This window comes from Bacillus sp. 491mf (genome assembly GCF_900112415.1).
Lineage (GTDB): Bacteria > Bacillota > Bacilli > Bacillales > Bacillaceae_G > Bacillus_A.
In genome coordinates this window covers 24,375-47,864 of sequence record NZ_FOLV01000029.1, presented here as the reverse complement: position 1 = coordinate 47,864, position 23,490 = coordinate 24,375, and the positions used below count along the sequence as shown (strand labels likewise).

Sequence of the window (23,490 nt, the reverse complement as noted above, 5' to 3'; positions counted from 1 at the left end):
AGTCGCTTGTCAAATGACAGTGGATTTATTAGGACTAAAAGAAGAAGAAATTATGGAAGATGTTGAATTTGCCGGAGTTGCAGCGTATTTAGCGGATGCATCTGAAGGAAATGTGAACTTGTTTATTTAAATTCAATCTCTAATGGGTAGTTGCACTTATCCCGCTATTCGTGGGCAGTAATACTCCCACCTCAAAATTCGGCGAAAGCATTGTCCAGCTCCAGCGGCTAGAATCTCCGGTCGTTTCGCCCCCTCGGACGAGGCAAAAAGCGCCTCTTTGTCAGGGGCGTGGGCGCCCTGCGATTCTGAGCGAGCCGCTTCCGCTTTTCTTAAGAAGTTAGGAGGGAGATAAACTGCTGGCATGCGCCCGATTGGTGAGGGCTGATAATCAGTGGGGGATGAAGAAAACCCCCACTGATTAAAGTTTCACTTTATCGAAATAAAGAAATGGATTAGGGTATTCTTTGAATAGCATACCTTCTTTACAAAAGGGGGAAGAATAAAGATGAGCCTTGGCTTTATCGCTGTGCTCTTTATCATCGGTTTTATTGGCTCATTTATTTCGGGAATGGTCGGCATTGGTGGTGCCATTATTAACTATCCCATGATTTTGTATATTCCAGTGCTATTAGGGTTTACTGGGTATACAGCGCATGAAGTAAGTGGGATTACAGCTGTACAAGTGTTTTTTGCAACTTTTGCAGGTGTATGGGCGTATCATAAAAGTGGTTATATAAATAAAACATTAGTGCTATATATGGGAACGAGTATTTTAATAGGAAGTTTTGCAGGGAGTCTTGGTTCCAAAGTACTAGATGAGAATCAAGTAAATGTTGTGTATGCAATTTTAGCTACAATTGCAGCTATTATGATGTTTGTACCGAAAAAGAATCGTGATGATCTCCCGTTAGAGGAACTAACGTATAATAAATGGTTGGCTAGTGTTTTCGCTTTTATTGTAGGATCTGCTTCAGGCATTGTTGGAGCAGGAGGAGCTTTTTTGTTAGTGCCTATTATGCTTGTTATTCTCAAATTGCCTACACGTATGACAATCGCGACTTCATTAGCGATTACTTTTATTTCGTCTATAGGTATTATGGTTGGAAAAATTTCTACAGGACAAGTGGTTGTATTTCCGTCTATAATCATTGCTGTTGCAAGTTTACTTGCATCACCTATCGGAGCAAGTATCGGTAAGAAAATGAACCAAAAAATATTACAGTGGATATTAGCGATATTAATTGTCGCAACATCGGTTAAGATTTGGATGGATATGTTGTTGTAATATACCCATTTTGCTTTTGGAGAAGAATTTTCGTTTGCGGAATTTCTTCTCCAAAAGCCTTTTTTGTGAAGAGGAAATTTCAATAATTACAGATTGCTCTTGAATAGTAAAATATTTACTTTAATTTCACACATGGTTAAAAATCCCTTAATAATTAAAGGTTATAGTAAAAATATAAAAAGGAAACAAACTTCGACTAAAAAATAATATTTGTGAGAATGTATGGATAGAGATAATTTACGAACACCTGCTTGCATAGAATAGTGCCATTCACAATCAATAAGAGATCATAAAAGTTGTCTATGTATTGTGTGTGAATGACAGTCTATATATGCAAGTAGGTGTTATTTGTTTTTGTAAAAATAGACTGATTTTTTCATTCTTTTATATTTGGAAATAAGAGGGGATTATATCATGATTACTTTGCGAAACGTATGTAAAACATATGAAAACTCAACTCAAAAAGCAGTACAAGATGTTTCTGTTCAGATTCAAAAAGGGGAGTTTTTCGTTTTAGTAGGACCTTCAGGGTGTGGGAAAAGTACATTACTTCGAATGATCGCTGGGTTAGAAACGATTTCATCAGGCCATCTTTTAATTGATGAAGTTGTTTCAAATGACTTGCAACCGAAAGATCGTCACTTATCAATGGTATTTCAAAACTATGCGTTATATCCGCATCTTACGGTAGAAGAAAATATTTTATTTGGCTTAAAGGTACGAAAAATAGAGAAAATGGAACAGAAAAAACGTTTAATGGAGGCTACTGAATTAGTTGGATTAACTCCATATATAAAGGCGAAGCCGAGAGAACTTTCAGGAGGACAGCGTCAGCGTGTAGCACTTGCACGGGCAATTGTCAGTCAAGCACCGATCTGTCTTATGGATGAACCGTTATCTAACCTTGACGCAAAACTGAGGGCGCAAATGCGCATGGAAATTCGAGATATTCAACAGCGTCTTGGCATTACAATGATTTATGTAACACATGATCAAATTGAAGCGATGACAATGGGAGATCGTATGATGGTATTAGATAAGGGAGAAATCCAACAAGTAGGGACACCGCTTGATATATATAACAAGCCAGAAAATGAATTTGTTGCTACTTTTATTGGTTCTCCGTCTATGAATGTTGCTAATTGTCAAATTGATACGACGCAAAATTCTGCTCATGTAGGATCTTTACGTATTCCGCTTACAGATTCGTTAGTTAGTCAATTGCAACATACAGATGTACGTATCGGTATAAGGCCAGAATATATTCGTATTGGCGAGCAGGGACAGCCTGTTATTGTACAATCTGTTGAAGTATTAGGTAATGAATCAATTGTTAATTTTCTAGTAGACAATAACATGTGGAGTGCTAAGGTGACTGGACAATTGAAGTGTAAACGAGATGAAATTGTACATGTACAGTTTCAAGTAGATAAGCTACACTTCTTTGAACAATCTACATTAGAATTCTTATTATTACATAGTGAGCAAGGGGTGGCTATAACATGATCGATGTGCCGAAACCTTTAACAAAGCAGCAAAGTGTAAGAAAACGGAATGTATGGAACCGGGCATCGGATTTACGTATAGCTTGTATATTTTTGGCTCCATCACTTATTTTATTTTCGGTATTTTTGTTTTATCCGTTGATTAAAACGTTATTTTATAGCTTTCATTTAACGAACGCCCAAGGTGAAGCAAGTGTCTTTGTAGGTCTAGAAAACTATCAATATTTATTAACAGATCCTTCTTTTTATCAAAGTATAAAATCGACGTGTTTATTTACTTTATATACTGTTCCTGCTAGCATATGTATTTCTTTATTTCTAGCATTGCTAGCGAATGAAAAGTTACGAGGGATTGGGATTTTTCGTGTGCTTTTTTCTTCCACAATGGGAATTTCCGTGGCTGCGAGTGCGGTGATTTGGTTGTTTTTATTTCATCCAAGTGTTGGTGTGTTTAATAATATACTAGGCATTCTTCATCTACCTACAATTGAATGGCTAACCAGTCAAAAGTGGGCATTAATCTCGGTATCTATTCCAACGATTTGGATGAATATTGGTTTTTCATTTTTAGTAATTCTAGGAGGCTTGCAAAATATTGATACGACACTTTATGAAAGTGCATCAATTGACGGTGCATCTTATTTTTATAGACTTCGTAAAGTGACATTGCCGATGTTATCGCCAACTTTATTTTTTATAGCAACTGTTACGCTAATCAATGCAGTTCAAAGCTTTGGGCAAATCGATATTTTAACAAAGGGTGGCCCAAACAATGCAACGAATTTAATTGTTTATTCAATTTATAAGGAAGCCTTTGTGAATTACCAGTTTGGTACAGCAAGCGCTCAAGCTATCGTGTTGTTTATTTTTATCTTTATTGCAACAATACTTCAGTTTAAATTTGCGGAAAGAAAGGTGCATTATCAATGAGTTATACATGGAGACGGAAAGTATTGTTATACATATTACTTTTACTTAGTGCAATACTTGTATTCTTTCCGGTGTTATATGCAGCTTCAATCGGATTTATGACACCTGATGATATCCAAATGCGTCATCTTTTTCCGACGAATTTCACTTTTAATAATTTTGTTCATATTTTCGATAAAGTACCATTGCTTTTATATTTGAGAAATAGTTTTATCATTTCAACAACTGTTATGATTGGACAACTTATTGTATCTAGTTTAGCAGCATATGCGTTTGTGTTTTTACGATTTAAAGGAAGAAATGCAATCTTTTTCTTATTCATCTCAACGATGCTTATTCCATGGGAAGCAACAATGATTCCGAATTTCTTATTGGTTCAGCAATTTGGATGGACAAATACTTTGATGGGATTAACAGTACCATTTTTTGCAATGGCTTTTGGGATTTTCTTGTTAAGACAACATTTCCTCACAATTCCGCATGAACTTCGAGAAGCTTCATTAATTGAAGGTATTGGTCATTTTGGATTCCTTTTTAAAGTAGTAGTTCCGTATTGTAAAACGAGCTTTATTACGTTAGGGGTATACGGATTTTTAACAACTTGGAATATGTATTTGTGGCCACTTCTCGTAACGAATGATGCAACATCTCGGACAGTACAAATTGGGATTAAACAATTGCAAACACAAGAAGTAGCAAATGATTGGGGAGGTGTTATGGCTGGCATTACAATTGTGATTCTTCCAACATTGATATTGTTATTTTTAGGTCAAAAACAATTACAACAAGGATTGACAAAAGGTGCGATTAAATAAGGTGTCATTACTAATAAAGTGAAACTTGAATCAGTGGGGGTCTTACTGCCCGTTAAAGCGGGATAAAAAATGAGAAAAGGTGGATAAAAACATGAAGTTAGTAAAAAAAGGTTCTTTATTACTTACAGCAGTGGCAATGGCAATGTCAGTAGCAGCATGTTCAAGTTCGCAAACTTCAGTTAAGGATTCTTCACAAGCAAAAGCTGAAACAGCACCTGTTGAAAAAAATGGGAATAAAGTTGTTGTACGTTTTTGGCATGCAATGAGCGGAGATTTGCAAAAGAAATTAGATGCACTCGCAGCAGAATATAATCAATCTCAAGATAAGTATGAAATTAAACCTGAATTTGAAGGCACATACGAGGAGTTATTAACAAAGTTTCGTAGTACGGCTACATCTAAGGACGTACCAGCAGTAGTACAATCCAGTGAAATTACAACGAAATATATGATTGATAGTAAAAAAATTACGCCTGTACACGAGTGGATAGACAAAGATAAGTATGATACATCGAAATTAGAAAAAGCCATTACAAACTACTATTCAGTAAATGGTAAAATGTATTCCATGCCATTTAACTCATCTACACCTGTATTAATCTATAATAAGGATGCGTTTAAGAAAGCAGGTTTAGATCCTGAAAAAGCACCTAGCACGTATTCGGAACTAGAGGAAGATGCCAAGAAATTGACGATAAAAGAGGGGAATACAACGAAGCAATACGGTTTCTCTATGTTAAACTATGGCTGGTTCTTTGAAGAATTATTGGCAACGCAAGGCGGCTTGTATGTAGATAATGAGAATGGCCGTAAAGGTTCTGTTAAAAAAGCAGTATTTAATAGTAAAGAAGGACAAAAAGTTTTCACAATGCTTAATAACTTAAATAAAAATGGGGAACTTGGAAAATACGGTAACGATTGGGATGGTATGCGTGCAGCATTTCAATCTGGACAAGTAGCAATGTATTTAGACTCTTCTGCTGGTGTTCGTAATATTATTGATACATCTAAATTTGATGTAGGTGTTGCATATATTCCTCATCCAGATGGCGTAGATTCAAAAGGTGTTGTAATTGGCGGGGCATCATTATGGATGACAAATATGGTTGGAAAGGAGACACAACAAGGCGCATGGGATTTCATGAAGTACTTAACTAAGCCAGATGTGCAAGCGAAATGGCATACACAAACAGGATATTTCGCTATTACACCATCGGCGTATAATGAACCATTAGTAAAAGAACAATATGAGAAATATCCACAGTTGAAAATAACAGTTAATCAACTTCAGTCTACAAAAGCATCACCAGCGACACAAGGAGCATTAATCAGTGTGTTTCCTGAATCACGTGATGCGGTTGTAAAATCACTAGAAGCAATGTATGGCGGGGCAGACGGTAAACAGGCGTTAGATGATGCAGCGAAAGCAACAGATCGTGCTATTGAAATTGCAAACAGAACAAACGGTAAAAAATAACACATATCGTAACGGGGGAAATTTATAAAATACGCAGAGACTATCTTGAAAGCTGAGATAGTCTCTGCGTATTTTTAAACGATTAAATGCTTGACTAGAGGCACCGGAAGGATGTATAAAATAGCGACATTTTATGTGATTATAAAAAATAAGCCCTATTTTCATAGGACTTATCCTTTACATTAATTTTCACTTGTTTCACTAGTTGCTGTATTCTTTTGTGCGGGTTGTTGTTTATCTTCTTGATTTTGTTTTTTATCTGGATCTTTAGTTTTATCCGTATTCATATCTTTATCTTGTGAAACAGAATTTGCATCAGCAGGAAGCCCAAGATGTTCACGGAGTTGTTTTGTTATGTCAGCTATATTTTTTTGATCAGGCATGTAGTAATACGTATGTTTTGGAGCAGGGTTGGGTTTACAAATTTTATCTTCCGCCGACATATAGCAGTCTTCTCCAGCTAGTTGGAGTTTTCCAATTGAAGAATCTATACCATATTTGTAGAATGATAACATATCGTCAAATGAGAAGTTTGTTTTAAATTCTCCATTAATATCATCAATAATTTTTCCTACTTTTGTGATGGATCCAGCACTTGCTAGTTTTTTAACGATCGCTTCAATAACAATTTGTTGACGTTGACCGCGCATTGCATCGCTATCAATTTTACGCGTTCTTGCTAGTGCAAGAGATTGTTCTCCGTTTAGATGTTGAAACCCTTTTTCAAGATGAATTGCACCAGCTGTATCGTTACTATCTTGTTCTGTAAATGTAACAGGTACATCTAAGTCAATTCCTCCTAAATCGTCGACAATTTTTATGAAAGATTTAAAATTAAACCGCACAAAATAATCGACTGGAACGTTGAAGAGTTTTTCTACTGCGTCAATAGTAGATTGAGGCCCACTGTCTTTTCCGTTTTTTGCAACCCCGAGTGAATATGAGTTTGTAATTTTATCTTTTTTCTTCTCTACTGGAATGTATGTGTATGTATCACGCGGAATACTTACTAGTTTTACTGTTTTATTATCTTTATTAAACGTTGCAAGTAACAGTGCGTCTGGATGAAATGCACCAGAATACTCCTTTTCACGCCCTTGATTTTCATCAATTCCCATAATTAACACAGATACATTATTGGAAACGGGTTTAACCGCTTGTTCGCGTAATTCAGACTTTTCACCACGTTCTAAATTTTGAGAGGCATTTTGAACAGCGGAAGAGGCCTTATTTACTAAAAACCAAGTGTAACCTCCACCGCAAATTAAAAACAAGACAATAATGAACATTGTAATTTTTAGCTTTTTATAACTTTTTTTATGCTTATTTTCACGTAAATCCGTTTTTTGATCCATTTTCTATGCTCCTTCATCAATAATGAGAGCGCATCCACTCCCTGCATCAATTAATTATAATTCTTTGTTGTAAAAAAGAATATTACAAGTTATTTACATTTTTAAAATTTTCTTTCTTTTCTAGCGGTAAGTTAGTTTCCTTCTTTCATATTCTGTAGAAAAAAAGGTTGCCATATCTAGCAACCTTTTTACTATTCATATCGCAAGCACTCAATTGGGTCTAGTTTCGCTGCTTTGTTTGCAGGAAGTAAACCGAATGCAATACCGATTAACATGGACAGTCCAACTGAAATTAATCCTAATTTTATTGAGACAACGAGTGGCCATGCTGCAAATATTGATACGATCCAGGCAAAGAAGATACCGAGTACAAATCCGATCAAGCCACCTAGTGCTGTTAAAATACAAGATTCAATAAGAAATTGTGTTAATACTTTCCCACGCGTTGCACCAAGTGCCTTACGGACGCCGATTTCACGTGTACGCTCTGTAACGGATACAAGCATGATATTCATAACGCCGATACCACCAACTAATAGTGAAATAGCTGCAATACCACCGAATACACTTTTTAAAATACCTGTGAATTTATCAATTTCTTTTAGTACTTCTCGTGGATCTGGTACTTCGAATTTTCCAGTAGTTCCTTGTTTTTTTGCATTATTTAATGATTTTACAACTGCATCTTGTACAGTTTGCTTATCTTGATTAGGAGCAATTTTTACTGTGATACCATCATAGTTGTTTTTGCCAAATAAAACAGGCCAGTTTTCTGCGGAGATGATTCCTTCTTTAAATTCCGCACCACCTATCATTGATTTGATGGAATATACACCTACTACTTTATAAGGTGTACCTTTCACATCTACATATAAGTTTGGCTCCCATGACGAGAACAATTTATTGAATGCATCTTTATTTAATACAATTGTATGTTCTGGTTTATCCAAATTGGCAGCTGTTAAAAAGCGGCCATGTTCCAGTTGGAATTTAGAGGTATCATCAAAGTAATCTCCTTTAGCACCAATTACATCGATATCTAATTCTTTTTTTCCTGCATATATTTTCGCGTTGCTTCTAACATCAGGATAAACATCTTGAACACCAGGAATTTTTAAGACATTGTCATACATGCTTGCAGACACTTTACCGTCCATATCTGCAACTTCTTCTGTTTTATAGTTTACTTGAAACTGATCTTTCTTTTCTTTCCCGATTTGTTCACGGAATTTCGCATTGGTTCCATCACCAATAGAGATAATGGTAATAATCGCACTAACCCCAATAATAATTCCAAGCATTGTTAAAATCGAACGCATTTTATGAGCGAAGATGGAGGAAAGGGCCATACGTATATTTTCATTTAAGTTCAAACTCAACCTCTCCAATCTTGGACGATCTTTCCGTCACGAATTACAATTTGGCGCGCTGCCGCTTCCCCAATTTCTCGGTCATGGGTGATTATAATAATGGTAGAGCCTTGTTTATTTAATTCGTAAAAGAGATCCATAATTTGTGTACTTGTTTTCGTATCAAGGGCACCAGTCGGTTCATCGGCTAAAATGAATTTTGGGTTATTCACAATCGCACGGGCGACAGCGACACGTTGTTTTTGTCCACCTGATAATTCATTCGGTAAGTGAGTTGCTCGGTCCGCAAGCCCTACTTTTGCTAATGCAGCTAACGCAAGCTCGCGTCGCTCTTTTTTATCTACGCCAGCATAGATGAGCGGTAGTTCGACATTTTGCATCGCATTGAGGCGAGGGAGCAACATGAAGTTTTGGAATACAAATCCAATTTCCTTATTGCGAATGTGCGCCAGTTCTGTTTCAGACATGTTTGAAATATTTTGCCCAGCTAATGTATATGTGCCCGCTGTCGGTCTGTCTAAGCAACCGATGATATTCATTAATGTTGATTTCCCGGAACCAGATGGTCCCATAATAGAAGTAAATTCACCTTGATTTAGTGTTACATTAATACCATGTAGTACTTGAACAACTTCTTCTCCGTTTTGAAAAGACTTCGTGATGCCTTTTAGTTCAATCATTTAATGTTAACCTCCATACCATCTTGTAAATCTTTTTCTGGTTTTGAGATCACTTGCTCACCTGTTTTTAATCCGGCAATTTTTGCTTCGCTATCTGTTTCAAATTCAATGGTAATGGCTTGTTCTTTTGCCTTTCCATCTTTTACAACGAATACGACGTTTTTATCACCCTTTTTCACGATACTGCTTTTCGGAACAACGGTACCGTTTGCTTCACCAGATTTTGCCGTTACATAAACATGGAAGCCTGGTTGTAGGTCATCATTATTATCTAATGTAATAACGAAAGGATAGTTAGAAACTGTTTTGTTTTCATCCATATTCTTTACTGGCGTTGTTCCAATTTCTGTTACTTTTCCTGTCCATGTTTTTCCAGGTACTGTTTTGGATGTAACAGAAATCTCTTGACCAATTTTCATTTGAGAAAGTTCATATTCAGATAGCTGACCTTTTACTTTTAATGCCCCAGCATTGCGAATAGTAATACCGCTTATAGCTGCTTTTTCTTCTGTACCTTTGTTAATGTCTTCGATTGTGCCATCTACAGGGCTTGTTACTGATAGTGTATCTTCTTTTTCTTGAGTATTTTGGATCATTTGCTTCGCTTTTTCGACTTCGAACTTTTTCGTTTCAAGCTGCGTTTCATGTGCTTGCACTTCTTGTTCAGCAGCCTTTAGCATTTCACCCGCAGCACCAGCTTGTTTTGCTGTTTGTAGCTTTTGTTTTGCTGAGTCCAATTGCTTTTGAATGAGTGTAACTTCTTTCTCAGCTAATTTCTTTTGCATTTCTGCTTCATTTTTTTCTAGTTTAATAGATGAATTGTTATATTTAAAAAGCAACTGTCCTTTTTTTACTTGATCGCCTTTTTTAACGGCAAGCTCATAGTTACCTTTTGTTGGATCAAATGAAATTGTTTCGATGCCGTTTGGAATGACTTCTCCGCTAAATTTTTGCGCATTTTCAATTTTCTTTTCTGTTACTTTATAACCGCTGTATGCCATAGCTGGTGTAGATCCGCCAGCCAGTGCAAAGTAAGAACCAGCACCAATTCCGATTGTCGCTAAACCGATGATTACTAATTTCGTTTTCTTTTTCATTCTATTTTCACCTTTTCGTGTCATTTTTGTCTCTGTAACTTCCAGTGTAAGGTAGATATTACATTCGGCAAATCGTTTTATCTTACAATAATATTACAATTTTGTAAGGTTAGGAATGAAATATATATAGAAAGTATAAAAAAACTCTTTTTTACTATAGAGTTGGCAGGAGGAACTGGCCGTGTATTGGAGCGATTAGGGCCTATTTTTGCCACATGCGAAGTTTTAAAACAGAGGTAGGGAACGAGAACGTGGCCTGTTTTGTGTAGCGGTGATTGATATGTTGAAAAATGAAATTGTAATAGAGAGATCCATATAGAGAAATGCAATAGGGTGAATTAACAGAAAATATATACAATTACAAAAATATTGTATAAAATGGGAGAAAAAGGATTGGGGTCAGGCGAATATGGCAAAGAGGGTATTTATACATAGTTCGGAAGTCGTTGTGCAACTTTTTTTATCGATTGTCGGAATTATTTGTGTAGGGGCGTTACCTGGTTTGTTCCAAGGTTTAAAAGTAGATTTTCATAAATATGTAGAAACAATTAAGATGGTATGTAACAATTTGGTGCATCTATCATCGATGACGTATATACCATTTAGCAATAGCGCACGTCCAATTCCCAGGCCGCTATTTCCACAACTACTTATCCACTATAAAGAGACGATGATTATTTTTTTAGCAGCCTTTTTTCTTTCACTTTTGATTTCTTTTTTCATTGTTTATATCGTTTTACGGAGTAATGCTAATGTTCAAAAGAAAATTAAATCATTTTTACTTTTTCTCGAATCTATTCCTGATATTCTTCTTATTATTGGTTCGCAGCTTTTCGTCGTTTGGATTTTTAAACAAACAGGTATTTTAACTGTAAGTATTGCCGGGGTGGGAGAGGAATCCGTTCGAGGATTACCTATTATTTGTTTAAGTGCACCGACAACGATTATGTTTATAAAACTAGTATTACTGCGTTTTGAAACCGAGCTTGAAAAAGATTATGTCCTATTCGCAAGGGCAAAAGGGCTGGACAAGCTTTATATTTTAAATCATCACGTATTACGTAATGTGCTATTAAGTACGCTCTTTTTTGCGAAAACAAATATTTGGTTTATGTTATCCAATTTGTACATTATTGAATGGATGTTTAATACATACGGCATGTTTGTATTTGTAAGAGTAGCAGCCGAGAGGGATTTTGTGACAGGTATTCCTCTGTTTACAGTTAGTTTGCTGCTGCTTTATGTACCTGTTTTTATTATTTTTAAGCTGTTTCATTATTTCGTGCCAAATGCAATGAAAGAGAGGGTTTAAGATGTGGCAACATTTGAAACGTGATAAGCGCTTTTGGATTAGTAGTGGATTCATTATTATATTTCTTTTATTAAGTGTTGGAAATACCATTTTTAATGATGGACATATTCGGAAGGTATCCATTCAGTTTAATAAAGAGGGAATACCAGAAGTACCTCCATTTTCACCTTCATTTCAGTTCTTACTTGGAACAGATAGAAAGGGATTTGATTTATTAAACTTAGTAATTGAAGGAGCAAAATGGACAATTGGAATTTCCATACTCATCGCATTGTTACGAATTGTATTTGGAGTTTGCTTCGGTGTTTTACTCGGTATGTACGTAAAGAGAGGGTTTACAAAGTTAGAAGCTTTTTTTGATAGTTTTACAATTATTCCGATGGTTATGATTGCAGCTTTTTTATTACAACATGCAATTAAATTTGGGAGCGGCGAAGCGACGTCAACTTTTTTTGAACGAGCTTCGTTTGAAATTATTTTATTAACAGCGCTTGCAATACCGACTCTGTCTTTATACATTGCCAACGAAATTCGTAAAGTATTAACAGAAGAATTTATTGATGCTGCTAAAATTTTAGGAGGAAGTAAACGACATCTTCTTATAAAACACGTGTTTCCGCATTTGTACCCAACTTTCGTCATTGTACTTATGCAGCAGTTTGTTCAGACACTTATCGTTTTATTGCACCTCGGTTTATTAGATTTATTTTTTGGGGGAACGGTAAGTTTTTATGGAGGAGAGACCGATTCTTTTACTCATGAATGGTCAGGATTAATTGGGGTATACTTCCGTTCTTTATCAGTGCATCCATGGATTCCACTTGTACCAATTACTTGTTTTGGATTAACCATCTATTCAGGGAATATGATTGTGAAATGTATTCAAGATGCGGTGGCGAGAGCAAGATTAGGGGAGAGATCGGGGCAGGAAGAGGGAGAAATGACACAATCTATAACACAAGCGAAGGAAGAATTATTTGTATTTAAGCATACGATGTAAGGACTTAAGCCCCTTAAAACCCTCTTTTTTAGAGTGGGCGAGAGGGACTGCCCGTGTGTAGGAGCGGTCAGGGCTTATTTCTGCCACATGCGAGGTTTTAAAACAGAGGTAGGGAAACGGGGAGCTGGGCATGTTTTGTTTTGCCTAGCAGTGATTTATATGTAAGTTGCAAATAACAATTAAAAACTCTTTTTTACTATGGGATGGGAGAGAGGAACTGGATGTGCGTAGAAGCAGTCAGTTCCTCTTTTTTTCAAGCGGATTGTGTTGTCTTTTCGTAGCAGTGACGTATATGTTGAAAAATGAAAGTGTAATAGAGGTTCCACATATAGAAATGCAATAGGGTTAATTAACAGAAAATATATACAATTGAAAAAATATTGTATAAAATGGGATAAAAAGGATTGGGGGCAGGCGAATATGGCAAAGAGGGTATTTATACATAGTTCGGAAATCGTTGTGAAACTTTTCTTATCGATTGTCGGAATTATTTGTATAGGAGCGTTACCTGGTTTGTTTCAAGGCCTAAAAGTAGATTTTCATAAATATATAGAAACGATTAAGATGGTATGCAATAGTCTACTGCATCTATCATCGATGACGTATATGCCAGTTAGTAATAGTACAAGACCAACACCAAAACCACTATTTCCACAACTATTTATCCACTATAAAGAAACGATGATTATTTTTTTAGCAGCTTTTTTTATTTCACTTTTGATTGCCTTTTTAATTGTCTATATCGTTTTACGAAGTAATGCTAGAGTTCAGAAGAAAATTAAATCATTTTTACTCTTTCTTGAATCTATTCCAGATATTCTTCTTATTATTGGCTCGCAGCTTTTCGTCATTTGGATTTTTAAACAAACAGGTATTTTAGCTGTAAGTATTTCAGGGGTAGGGGAGCAATCCGTTCGAGGATTACCAATTATTTGTTTAAGTGTACCGACAACGATTATGTTTGTGAAACTAGTATTATTGCGTTTTGAAACAGAACTTGAAAAAGATTATGTTCTATTTGCAAAGGCAAAAGGACTAGATAAGCTTTATATTTTAAATCATCATGTTTTACGTAATGTGTTATTAAGTACGCTTTTTTTTACAAAAACGAACATTTGGTTTATGTTATCTAATTTGTACATTATTGAATGGATGTTTAATACATATGGAATGTTTGTATTTGTAAGAGTAGCTGCTGAGGAGCATTTTGCAACAGGTATTCCTCTTTTTACGGTGAGTTTGCTGCTGCTTTATATACCTATTTTTATTATTTTTAAGCTGTTTCATTATCTTGTACCAAATGCAATGAAAGAGAGGTTATAAGATGTGGCAACATTTGAAACGTGATAGGCGCTTTTGGGTTAGTTGTACATTTATTATCATATTCATTTTATTAAGTATTGGAAATACAATTTTTAACGATGGAAATATTCGAAGGGTGTCCATTCAGTATAATGAAGATGGAACACCAGAAGTACCTCCCTTTCCACCTTCGTTTCAGTTTTTGCTTGGAACAGATCAAAAAGGATTTGATTTGTTAAATTTAGTAATTGAAGGAGCAAAGTGGACAATTGGAATTTCCATACTCATTGCATTGTTACGTATTGTATTTGGTATTTGTTTCGGTGCTTTTCTCGGTATGTACGTCAAGAGAGGATTTACAAAATTAGAAGCTTTTTTTGATAGTTTTACAATTATTCCGATGATTATGATTGCAGCCTTTTTATTACGACATGCGATTCAATTTGATAACGGCGAAGAAATGTCAACTTTTTTTGAACGGGCTTCATTTGAAATTATTTTATTAACGGCGCTCGCAGTTCCTACCCTTTCTTTATACATTGCAAATGAAATTCGTAAGGTATTAACAGAAGAATTTATTGATGCTGCTAAAATTTTAGGAGGAAGTAAACGGCATCTTCTTATAAAACACGTGTTTCCGCATTTGTACTCAACCTTCATCATTGTATTTATGCAGCAGTTTGTACAGACGCTTATTATTTTATTGCATCTCGGTTTATTGGATTTATTCTTTGGGGGAACGATAAAGTTTTATGGAGGAGAGACCGACTCTGTTACTCATGAATGGTCAGGCCTAATTGGGGTATACTTTCGTTCTTTGGCAGTGCATCCATGGATTCCTCTTGTACCGATTACCTGTTTTGGATTAACCATTTTTTCAGGGAATATGATTGTAAAATGTATCCAGGATGCGGTAGAGAAAGCAAGACTAGGAGAGAGAACAGAGCAGGAAGAGGGAGAAATGACGCAACCTATATCACAAACGAAGGAAGAGTTATTTGTATTTAAGCATACGATGTAAGGGCTTTAAAACCCTCTTTTTTAGGTTGGCGAGAGGGACTGGCCGTGTGTAGGAGCGGTCAGGGATTACTTTTGTCCCGTGCGAGGTTTTAAAACAGAGGTAGGGAACGGAGAGCATGGCTTGTTTTGCATAGCGGTTCAAAGGGCCCCCTCTTTTTGTCAACATCCCTTAATAAGTGCTTTTTTAATAACATTTACATATAGAAGAATACACATTACTTATATTCTAATAACATGGTAATAGAGAGGTGAAGGAATATATTAGAAGGTTTTCTTGGATTTGAATTCAATCGTATCTTCGGTTAATATTAAAAAGTGAATGAATTACCATAAATTTCATTTTTTAGAATGATTGGGGATAAGATGTTAGTATTCTTGAGTGCAATTTTAATAGGTGTTATGGTTAGTTTAAGAGTGTATGCTTTAAGCATGATAGAACGCCAAGCAGAAGAAGAATTATATGTTTTTTGTTCAAAATGTAATAAGAGAATTAGAAGGGGAAACTCAGCGCCATATTGTTCAAAGTGTAATATATTTTTTTAGTAAAATATATTACACTTTGAATGAAAACTTTATGAATTCAAAAAATAAAAGCGCTCACTAAAAAACAACTTTTATTTGTAGAGTTAATTATATGGTTCACGCTCTCTCCTAGAGGCCGTGAATAGATAAATAAAGATATAAAAACAGAGAAAAGGGGGAGCGCAAAGCGCGTCCCCTTTTTTTAACAGCTATGGATTCCTAGTCTTTTCATTTTGTAGAAACTTCACCTTCAGTTTGTGTTTGCGGAATAAAGTAACCGACAATACCACCAATAATTGCTGGGACGATCCAGCCAATTCCTAGTTTGTAAAATGGAATTGCACTTGCAAGAGATGATATGGCAGATGGCATCATGCCGATGTTATCAAGGGCATGGATGCAGCTTATAATAAAGGCTGCAATCATGGCGCCGACATATACACTTGGTTTTCTTTTTGTGTATTTATCAATAAACGATACGAAAATTAGGATGATTGTAATTGGATAAAGGATAATTAATACTGGTAGTGTCAGTTTAATTAATAAGCTTAATCCTAAGTTAGAAACAACAAAGCTAAATATACAAACCCATAGTACAAGTTTTTTGTATGATACGTTTGTTAATACGTTTGAAAAGTAGTTTGCAAATGCACTGACAACGCCAATTGCTGTTGTTAAACAAGCGAAAATAATGGCTAGGCTTAGTAATATGTTACCGCTTGTCCCAAATAAATTGTACATAATCGTTGCTAATAGCTGACCACCGTTTTCAAATTGTCCAAGGTGACCGTTTGATGCACCGATATAACCTAATGCGAAATAAATGACTGTTAAAAAGAACGCTGCAATACTTCCGCATAAAATTGTATATTTCGTAATCGCTTTTTTATCATGTACGCCATTTTGACGAATCGCATTCACAACAATGCTAGATAATACAAGTGCTCCAATTGCATCTAATGTTAAAAAGCCTTCTAAAAACCCTTTGAAAAAGGGGATGTCTTTGTAGTCACCAATAGGAGTAGCGAACGAGCTTGTTGGTGAAAGAATCGCTTTTGTTGCCATTACCGCAATAATAACGAGTAAGATAGGTGTTAAAATTTTTCCGATGTGATCTACTAATTTGGAAGGGTTTAACGATAGGAAGTAGACAATCGTAAAGAAAATTCCTGTAAAGAGCAACATCGAATACCAGTGATTTTGGAAAAGCGGTGCAATTCCGATTTCATATGAAACAGATCCTGTGCGCGGGATAACGAAAAGCGGTCCAATAGAAAGGTAAATAATGATGGCTAAAACTGCTGCGAATTTTGGATGAACACGGCTCGCAAGTGTTTTGAAGCTGCCTCCTGCTAATGCAACTGCAACAATTGCTAATAGTGATAAACCGACATCTGTAATTACAAATCCTGCGATAGACACCCACATATTCCCTCCAGATGAAAGGCCGAGTAGCGGCGGGAAAATCATATTACCAGCACCAAAGAAAATCGCAAATAGCAATAAGCTAATCGAGAGAATTTGGGATGGTTTTAAAGTTGTACGCATTCTATAAAAATCCTCCTAGATGGTTTTTGTCGAAAATTCAAATAATTTGTCGAATTGATGTTTTTATTTTAAAGGTGTGATGACTAGAAAGCAACATTTAATTTTTAAAAAATTATTAATTGATTTACTAAGTTGAATACTTATTTTGAGGAAGGAAGGATAACTATAGAAAAAGTGATATAAAACCTTTTTCTTTTTAGGGGGACAAAGGGAGAAAATAAGGGGGGAGAAGATTATGAATGAAATGGTTAGAGAAAAAACTTTTTGAAAAATGGATAGCGATACCAAGAGGAATTAGAATGATATCTTTATTTGTAATAGTATCGATTACTTTTTTTATAATGTTTTTTTTACCAGGTATAAAAGCAGTACAGGCATTATTAATTGATTTTAATAGCATAGATAAAGTTAGTTTAATTGTTGCAGTGGTTAGTTCTATCTTTATTTTAGTGATTTTAAAAAAGAGTTTTGCAGGAAAAAAATAAATTCATAAAAATTTTTGAGGTTACAAGGTGCTTTTAATCAAACTTTATTTGAAGCCAACATTGTATTTTTTTCTTTCCCATGCGGTGGTGAATTAAAGACGGAAATCTATTTCATGCGAATAGAAAAATGTAATGCACATACCGATTACAGTATGTGCATTACATTTTAAAAATAAATTTGCCTGTCTCGTTCTTCTTTTAATATTTCGACCGCTTCTCGAAAACGTTGGGAGTGAACAATTTCACGTTCTCGTAGAAAGCGTAGTCCATCGTTTATATCAGGATCGTCGGACATATTGATGAGCCATTGGTATGTTGCTCTCGCTTTTTCTTCTGCGGCGATGTCTTCATATAAGTCTGCAATTGGATCTCCTTTTGCTTGTATGTAGGTTGCTGTAAATGGAGCGCCTGCAGCATTGTGATAGAAAATGGCGCTATCGTGATCAGCGTAGTGAGCATCAAGGCCGGCAGCTATCATTTGATCAGGTTTGGCGTCCTTTGTTAATTTATATACCATTGTCGCAATCATCTCAAGATGAGCAAACTCTTCCGTTCCGATGTCTGTTAATAACCCAATTACTTTGTCAGGGATGGTGTAGCGCTGATTTAAGTAACGCAGAGCAGCAGCTAATTCGCCATCGGCACCGCCGTATTGTTCAATTAAATATTTTGCAAGTTTTGGATTACAAGTACTGACCTTTACAGGATATTGTAATTTTTTTTCATAAATCCACATATTTTCCCCACCTTTATCCTGCTATTTGTGGGCAGTAAGACTGCCCGTAAAAGCCCCATTGGTTCAACTAACCATCAGTGGGGGATGAAGAATCCCCCCACTGATGGAAGTTTCACTTTATATTTGCCATGGCCAAGGTCCTTTACTCCATTCCCAAGGGGCATTTGAATAACTATTACCGAACTGTTGAAGAGGTCCGTATTTTTCTTCAATTTGTTGTTTCATTAGTCTCCGTTTATAGGAAAAATCGTTAAATTGCTTAATGGATGTAACATCATCAGGATGGGTATCTAAATATAGAGTCAGTTCAACTAGTACAAAATCGAGTTCTTGCAGTTCTTCCATCCATTTATAAAATTCATCGGGAAGTGTTTGCACCACGATGGTTTCACCGTCCTTTTTTATAAGGATTTTCATAATAATCATATAAAGCAGGCCACAATGTCCCTTTTCTTAATGCTTCACTCGGAGAAAATTGTGGTAAGTTTACTGGCTGAAATCCCATAAATAAATGAGGGGGAGTAAAGTAGTATTTCTTTCCGATTGGTGGACATGGGTCTTGTGGACTGTGAAACGGTGTGTATGACCTCACTGATTTATCCAACCGATACACCTCCTTTAGAAAACATCGCTATTATGTATTGTATTCAAACATAATTATCATTTATGACTCATATACAGAACTAATAGATGAGAAAGGGGAAGGAGGATACGATGACACATTCTGTTGTGTTAGAGGTGAAAGATTTAAAGAAAACATTATATTTTTATGAAGGTATATTAGGTTTTCGGCCAAGTATAGAAAGGCCGCAATTAGATGTACCTGGAGTTTGGTATGATGCAGGGGAAATGCGGATTTGTTGTGTTCTGAATAGGGACAAAGAAGCTGCTCAGTGTGAACAATTTCTTCCGAAAATCGAAATAAATATACAGTCGCATGAAGTAGGGAATTTACTGAAAAAGTTAGATTACTATCAAGTCATGTATACAGAACTAGAAGATTATATAGAGAAGAAAAAAGTGATATCTGTATATGATCCTGACGGGTATATGATTCAATTGCAATCACAATATGAGAGTGAAGAGTCAATATCATACGCAAAAGGTATGTGAAAATAAGCTAATTATTGCGAGGAGGAGAATATGATGGATCGAGCTTATGAAGAAAATGCATTATTCGAGCATCGGTTTTGGTTAAGGATTTTGGAAGATCATGCTCATTTTATAACGGATGCTTTACCTCCTAAAGAAAAAGAAGAAATCGAGCGAGCGATGTATTTTATACAAAAGTTTGATGAATTGAAAAAGAAAATTGGAACTACTGACTTAATTGCACTTGCAAAAGAGGCAAATGAAGCGGCAAATGAAATAAGAAAGTTTAAATTGCATATTCTACATAAACAATTAGAAGGGAAAATTTCTGTTCATTTAACACCGACATTTTTTAATCACATGGTTAATGAAGTCGAAGAATACATAACGATACTGAAATATTTAATGGAAGGGAAAGTACCTCCTCTTTTTCACGAATTACACCATCATCTTCTTTGGTTAATAGATGCAGCCGGTCATGCAGAAGCCATGTCTACCGGATTAGATTCTGTCGAAAAACGTTTAAAAGAAAAAAGTGAAGAATATGAAAAGCATTTTGAACAACTTTATTTAAAAGCTGTTGAAATGGCTGGTTATTTACGGACAGAATTAGTATCTTTCTCTGCTTTAAAGAAGTTCACAAAAGATGTTTCGCTGGAAATTACTTTATTTTCGCGTTTTCTTCAGGAACTAGAAGAGTTAGAGTTATCGGGACAAATGCTAAGCACGCTTTCGGGGAGAATGCCAGATCATATGGCAAGGGAAGAGTGCTATTATCTATTAAAACTGGCGCAGTCTTCGGGGATAGAGATTCCAAATTGTAAACCTTTTTAGGGAAATGAAAGGCCGATTTATTTGGCCTTTCGTTTTTGTGGTTTTGTTTTTTGTTTTATTTGTTCAATACTGGCGTTTAGTGTTTCCATAATGTCTACAATGTTTTTGGAAGGGAAAATTGTTTCTGTTTTTTCATCATGTTCTATTTTTTCTTCAATGAGATCAAGAAGAGCTTCTCGATATTCGTCTGTATATTCTTTGGGTGTAAACGGAGTGGTAAGATGATGAATCAGGTTCATTGCTGCAACAAGTTCTTGTTTTTGGATGGGGATTTCTTCGTACTTCGGTAGATTTGGAATGTTTTCAACTTCGCGGATTTCATCCGAATAGTAGATGGTTTGTAACAGTAGACCTTGACCAAAATTGCGGACAATTGCTAAATGCTGCTTTTTACGAAGAGAAATATGTACAAGACCTAACTTATTCGTTCGTTCAAGGGCCTCTTTTAATAATAAATATGCTTTTTCTGACCCAGAAGTAGGACCAACAAAGTAGGAACGATCGAAAAAAATAGGATCTATTTCGTCACTTTGAATAAAGGAAAGAAAGTGTATTGCTCGCAATGCATGGGTTCGTTTTAAGTTCTCTAATTCTTTCTCATCTAAAATAATGTATTTATGAGGTTCGTATTCGTAAGCTTTCACAATATCAGTTTCCTCTACTTCTTCATCTAAACAATTGGGAGCGACTTTTTTATATTTAATAGGAGTAAGACAATCTTTATGAAGATGTAATAACTTAATATCTTTTTCTTCTACTGCACTGTACAATTTAATCCCAATTTTGAGTAATCCAAATGAGAGAGAACCTTTCCAAATTGTATACATAAGAACATCCTCCTTTACACAAGATCACTGATAAAGAACATGAATATGTTTAGTATGCTAGCAATGAGGGATTTCTATACAGAGACTTATTGTCATGAGTTGTCAGGACTATTAGCTAATGCATAAAACGTTGACTTTTTGGATGAAATCTTTTACCATAGCGGTATAAAACATGTATATAAAGGGGAGTAGCTCTAGCAGCAAAGTCGTCATTACAGGGAGAAACCCTCGGCTTTGTTGGCAACAATCTTGTTGTTAGTGAGACCTTTACCAATCATGGTAAGGGCCCCTTATTGTCTTTTTAGGACCTTTACCATTTCGGTAAAGGTCCTTTTTGTATGCGGAGAACGAGAGAGGAGAAGGACTATGAGAAAGTTGTGGAAAAGAGTACGTCTAATCTTTCAAGTACGTAAATTCATTCCGTTTTTAGGTGAATTCTTTCTATCGAAGGATGTTGAATTGAAGAAAAAAGTGCTTTCTATCTTATTTTTATGTGGATATGTTTTGTTTCCGTTTGACATCATTCCAGACTTTTTATTGTTTTTTGGTGTGCTAGATGATGTGGCGGTAATTCTATTTATTTTGCAGCGCATTGTGAAGATGGCGCCTGTTCATTTACAGGATAAATACGGATTAATAGAATAGGAGAAAGATAGATGGAACAACTGATTTTAGATTTTATTCATTACTTAAAACAGTTTTCTTATTTTGGTGTTGTGTTAGCTTTAACGTTTGAATTTGTCCCAGCCGAAGTTGTATTGCCGCTCGTTGGCTATTGGGTATATGAAGGTGATATGAATTTTTGGATTGCGGTTTTAGCGGGAACAATTGGAGGAACGACAGGACCGTTAACATTATATGCCCTAGGATATTACGGAGGCCGCCCGCTATTAATGAAATATGGAAAGTATTTCTTTATTAAAGAAGAACAAATTCAAAAAGCAGATCATTTCTTTGCGAAATATGGACCGGTGGTGGCATTTACAGGGCGCTTTGTTCCAGGTGTACGTACACTTATTTCGATTCCATGCGGCATGGCAAAAATGAATATTTGGCAGTTTATCACCTATACATTTGTTGCGATGTTTCCTTTAACAGCGCTTTATGTTTATGTGGGAATGAAACTTGGTCCGCATTGGCACAAGGCTGGTGCGATGGTGGAGCAGTATATGCTGCCAATGTTAGGTGTTATCGCTGTTTTCTTAATTGGGGTCGTTTTGTACAAGCTGATTAAGAAGAAAAGTCGAAGAGAGTGCCGAAAGGAAAATTGCCTTTAACATATAAAAAGTGTTTGCTTGGAGTAAGTAACTAAATAAGGAAAAAGAATCAGCTATTTATAGTAGAGTACTGATTCTTTTTCTCTCTAACCTATTTTTCATATATACTTTGTTTCCTATTTTTTTGAAATTGTAATCTAAATTTATTTGGGGACATTTTTTTGTATTTGGAAAATGATTTTGAAAAGTGAGATAGGCTATTGAATCCTACTAAGAAAGCAATATCTTCAATTGAATAGCTCGTTTTTCTCAGTAGTTCAGTTGCTTTGTTTAATCGATAGTGAATTAAATATTGCTGAGGACTCATCGTAACAAATTCTTTAAATAATTTAAATAAGTATGTACGTTCAATTTTAATCGTTTCTGCAATCGTACTAACCGTTAACGTGTTTTTATTATATTGATTGTGAATGATATCAAGTGCAAGTGAAACGAGTTTTTCTTTTTCATTTGTTTTATATCGATTATTTTCTTCGTTTTGTACGATTAATGTACTCAAAATATGATATAAATCTCCGATTGCAGCATAAAGATGATTAGCATGGCAATGATTAAACACATCGGAAAATAATTGATCCATTTCTTTCATATTTTCATAGTGAAAAATATAGTTATCATTTAGAAAGCCACATTTATTTAATAGTTCTTCCGATTTACTTCCTCTGAAGCCTATCCAACGATAACTCCATGGATTACCTGCTAGTGGATAATAGTTATTATCTGTATATGGTGGAATGACAAAACCTTCGCCGGCTTTTAAGTGGTGCACGTCTCCGTTGATAAAAAATAAACCTTCTCCTGAAACGATGTAATGCATAAGATAGTAGTCAATTTGCTCATATTGGTAAGGTTCCCTAGGGATGACATCTTCATAGCCGCATTCATATATATATAGTTCGTTACTTGGTGCTTTATCTGTTTGAAATGTTCCAATTGATCCGAACATGGAAAATCCTCCATTCAACATAACTACAAATTCCGGCAACAAATTATTATAGTGTTAAAACATCACTTATTATAC

The 23,490-nt window shown here is 35.5% G+C and carries 26 protein-coding genes; 16 read left to right on the top strand and 10 right to left on the bottom strand.

The genetic code is table 11. The features are described 5' to 3' along the window. From BM211_RS19540 to BM211_RS19510, 6 genes are all read left to right on the top strand, one after another. Positions 1-130: DsrE/DsrF/DrsH-like family protein (locus BM211_RS19540; RefSeq protein WP_177206966.1), on the top strand; the 130-nt coding region annotated here is incomplete at its 5' end. Positions 131-505: 375 nt separating this feature from the next. After that, on the top strand, positions 506-1,285 hold the full coding sequence (locus tag BM211_RS19530; RefSeq protein WP_090999060.1) for a sulfite exporter TauE/SafE family protein: 780 nt from the start codon (positions 506-508) through the stop codon (positions 1,283-1,285). Positions 1,286-1,699: 414 nt separating this feature from the next. Continuing rightward, complete coding sequence (locus tag BM211_RS19525; protein ID WP_090999058.1) at positions 1,700-2,791, top strand: ABC transporter ATP-binding protein; 1,092 nt, start codon at positions 1,700-1,702, stop codon at positions 2,789-2,791. Beyond that, positions 2,788-3,720 carry a carbohydrate ABC transporter permease gene (locus BM211_RS19520; protein ID WP_035432930.1) on the top strand — a complete coding sequence of 311 codons (933 nt, stop codon included), beginning with the start codon at positions 2,788-2,790 and terminating at the stop codon, positions 3,718-3,720. Before BM211_RS19525 ends, BM211_RS19520 begins: the two co-directional genes overlap by 4 nt. Beyond that, complete coding sequence (locus BM211_RS19515; RefSeq protein ID WP_090999056.1) at positions 3,717-4,535, top strand: carbohydrate ABC transporter permease; 819 nt, start codon at positions 3,717-3,719, stop codon at positions 4,533-4,535. The genes BM211_RS19520 and BM211_RS19515 overlap by 4 nt, the downstream gene beginning before the upstream one ends. A gap of 91 nt (positions 4,536-4,626) precedes the next feature. Continuing rightward, positions 4,627-6,012, top strand: a complete 1,386-nt coding sequence (locus BM211_RS19510; RefSeq protein WP_090999054.1) for an ABC transporter substrate-binding protein — start codon at positions 4,627-4,629, stop codon at positions 6,010-6,012. Positions 6,013-6,194: 182 nt separating this feature from the next. On the opposite strand, the gene BM211_RS19505 is transcribed toward BM211_RS19510, so the two are convergent. The 4 genes from BM211_RS19505 to BM211_RS19490 form a co-directional block, all read right to left on the bottom strand. Continuing rightward, complete coding sequence (locus BM211_RS19505) at positions 6,195-7,367, bottom strand: LCP family protein (RefSeq protein WP_090999052.1); 1,173 nt, start codon at positions 7,365-7,367, stop codon at positions 6,195-6,197. 191 nt (positions 7,368-7,558) lie between these two features. Then, positions 7,559-8,740, bottom strand: a complete 1,182-nt coding sequence (locus tag BM211_RS19500; protein WP_035432922.1) for an ABC transporter permease — start codon at positions 8,738-8,740, stop codon at positions 7,559-7,561. Between the two features lie 2 nt (positions 8,741-8,742). Further along, positions 8,743-9,417, bottom strand: coding sequence for an ABC transporter ATP-binding protein (locus tag BM211_RS19495; protein WP_035432920.1), 675 nt, complete (start codon positions 9,415-9,417; stop codon positions 8,743-8,745). Next, the gene (locus tag BM211_RS19490; RefSeq protein WP_035432918.1) at positions 9,414-10,514 is read right to left on the bottom strand and encodes an efflux RND transporter periplasmic adaptor subunit; all 1,101 of its coding nucleotides are present in this window, start codon (positions 10,512-10,514) and stop codon (positions 9,414-9,416) included. Before BM211_RS19490 ends, BM211_RS19495 begins: the two co-directional genes overlap by 4 nt. A gap of 409 nt (positions 10,515-10,923) precedes the next feature. Between BM211_RS19490 and BM211_RS19485 the strand changes: the two genes are divergently transcribed. The 5 genes from BM211_RS19485 (at position 10,924) to BM211_RS27250 (ending at position 15,691) form a co-directional block, all read left to right on the top strand. After that, the gene (locus BM211_RS19485) at positions 10,924-11,826 is read left to right on the top strand and encodes an ABC transporter permease subunit (RefSeq protein WP_090999050.1); all 903 of its coding nucleotides are present in this window, start codon (positions 10,924-10,926) and stop codon (positions 11,824-11,826) included. A gap of 1 nt (position 11,827) precedes the next feature. Continuing rightward, on the top strand, positions 11,828-12,826 hold the full coding sequence (locus BM211_RS19480) for an ABC transporter permease (RefSeq protein WP_090999048.1): 999 nt from the start codon (positions 11,828-11,830) through the stop codon (positions 12,824-12,826). A gap of 420 nt (positions 12,827-13,246) precedes the next feature. Then, positions 13,247-14,149, top strand: coding sequence for an ABC transporter permease subunit (locus BM211_RS19475; RefSeq protein WP_090999046.1), 903 nt, complete (start codon positions 13,247-13,249; stop codon positions 14,147-14,149). 1 nt (position 14,150) lies between these two features. Further along, positions 14,151-15,149, top strand: coding sequence for an ABC transporter permease subunit (locus BM211_RS19470; RefSeq protein WP_090999045.1), 999 nt, complete (start codon positions 14,151-14,153; stop codon positions 15,147-15,149). A gap of 362 nt (positions 15,150-15,511) precedes the next feature. Beyond that, positions 15,512-15,691, top strand: coding sequence for a hypothetical protein (locus tag BM211_RS27250; RefSeq protein WP_090999043.1), 180 nt, complete (start codon positions 15,512-15,514; stop codon positions 15,689-15,691). 207 nt (positions 15,692-15,898) lie between these two features. Here the strand turns inward: BM211_RS27250 and brnQ are convergent, their stop codons facing one another. Continuing rightward, entirely contained in the window at positions 15,899-17,218 is a 1,320-nt protein-coding gene (brnQ, locus tag BM211_RS19460; protein WP_090999042.1) for a branched-chain amino acid transport system II carrier protein BrnQ2, read from the bottom strand. A 239-nt stretch (positions 17,219-17,457) separates the two neighbouring features. Here brnQ and BM211_RS19455 point away from each other — a divergent pair, with 239 nt between their 5' ends. Next, positions 17,458-17,703 carry a hypothetical protein gene (locus tag BM211_RS19455; RefSeq protein WP_090999040.1) on the top strand — a complete coding sequence of 82 codons (246 nt, stop codon included), beginning with the start codon at positions 17,458-17,460 and terminating at the stop codon, positions 17,701-17,703. A gap of 166 nt (positions 17,704-17,869) precedes the next feature. On the opposite strand, the gene cotJC is transcribed toward BM211_RS19455, so the two are convergent. The 3 genes from cotJC to BM211_RS19440 form a co-directional block, all read right to left on the bottom strand. After that, complete coding sequence (gene cotJC / locus BM211_RS19450) at positions 17,870-18,439, bottom strand: spore coat protein CotJC (protein WP_090999039.1); 570 nt, start codon at positions 18,437-18,439, stop codon at positions 17,870-17,872. 117 nt (positions 18,440-18,556) lie between these two features. Continuing rightward, positions 18,557-18,820: a spore coat protein CotJB gene (locus BM211_RS19445; protein WP_141771672.1), complete on the bottom strand. Its 264-nt coding sequence runs from the start codon at positions 18,818-18,820 to the stop codon at positions 18,557-18,559. 7 nt (positions 18,821-18,827) lie between these two features. Next, positions 18,828-19,043, bottom strand: a complete 216-nt coding sequence (locus BM211_RS19440; protein WP_090999035.1) for a spore coat associated protein CotJA — start codon at positions 19,041-19,043, stop codon at positions 18,828-18,830. A 110-nt stretch (positions 19,044-19,153) separates the two neighbouring features. Here BM211_RS19440 and BM211_RS19435 point away from each other — a divergent pair, with 110 nt between their 5' ends. Both BM211_RS19435 and BM211_RS19430 read left to right on the top strand, forming a co-directional pair. Further along, entirely contained in the window at positions 19,154-19,552 is a 399-nt protein-coding gene (locus tag BM211_RS19435) for a VOC family protein (protein ID WP_035432904.1), read from the top strand. A 33-nt stretch (positions 19,553-19,585) separates the two neighbouring features. Continuing rightward, entirely contained in the window at positions 19,586-20,365 is a 780-nt protein-coding gene (locus BM211_RS19430) for a DUF2935 domain-containing protein (RefSeq protein WP_035432901.1), read from the top strand. A 17-nt stretch (positions 20,366-20,382) separates the two neighbouring features. Here the strand turns inward: BM211_RS19430 and BM211_RS19425 are convergent, their stop codons facing one another. Further along, positions 20,383-21,192: a non-homologous end joining protein Ku gene (locus BM211_RS19425; protein ID WP_090999031.1), complete on the bottom strand. Its 810-nt coding sequence runs from the start codon at positions 21,190-21,192 to the stop codon at positions 20,383-20,385. Between the two features lie 366 nt (positions 21,193-21,558). Between BM211_RS19425 and BM211_RS19420 the strand changes: the two genes are divergently transcribed. Next, positions 21,559-21,837 carry a YkvA family protein gene (locus BM211_RS19420; RefSeq protein WP_035432899.1) on the top strand — a complete coding sequence of 93 codons (279 nt, stop codon included), beginning with the start codon at positions 21,559-21,561 and terminating at the stop codon, positions 21,835-21,837. Positions 21,838-21,848: 11 nt separating this feature from the next. Beyond that, positions 21,849-22,469, top strand: coding sequence for a DedA family protein (locus BM211_RS19415; protein WP_090999029.1), 621 nt, complete (start codon positions 21,849-21,851; stop codon positions 22,467-22,469). Between the two features lie 91 nt (positions 22,470-22,560). Here the strand turns inward: BM211_RS19415 and BM211_RS19410 are convergent, their stop codons facing one another. After that, complete coding sequence (locus tag BM211_RS19410) at positions 22,561-23,415, bottom strand: AraC family transcriptional regulator (RefSeq protein WP_090999027.1); 855 nt, start codon at positions 23,413-23,415, stop codon at positions 22,561-22,563. Between the last annotated feature and the right edge of the window lie 75 nt (positions 23,416-23,490).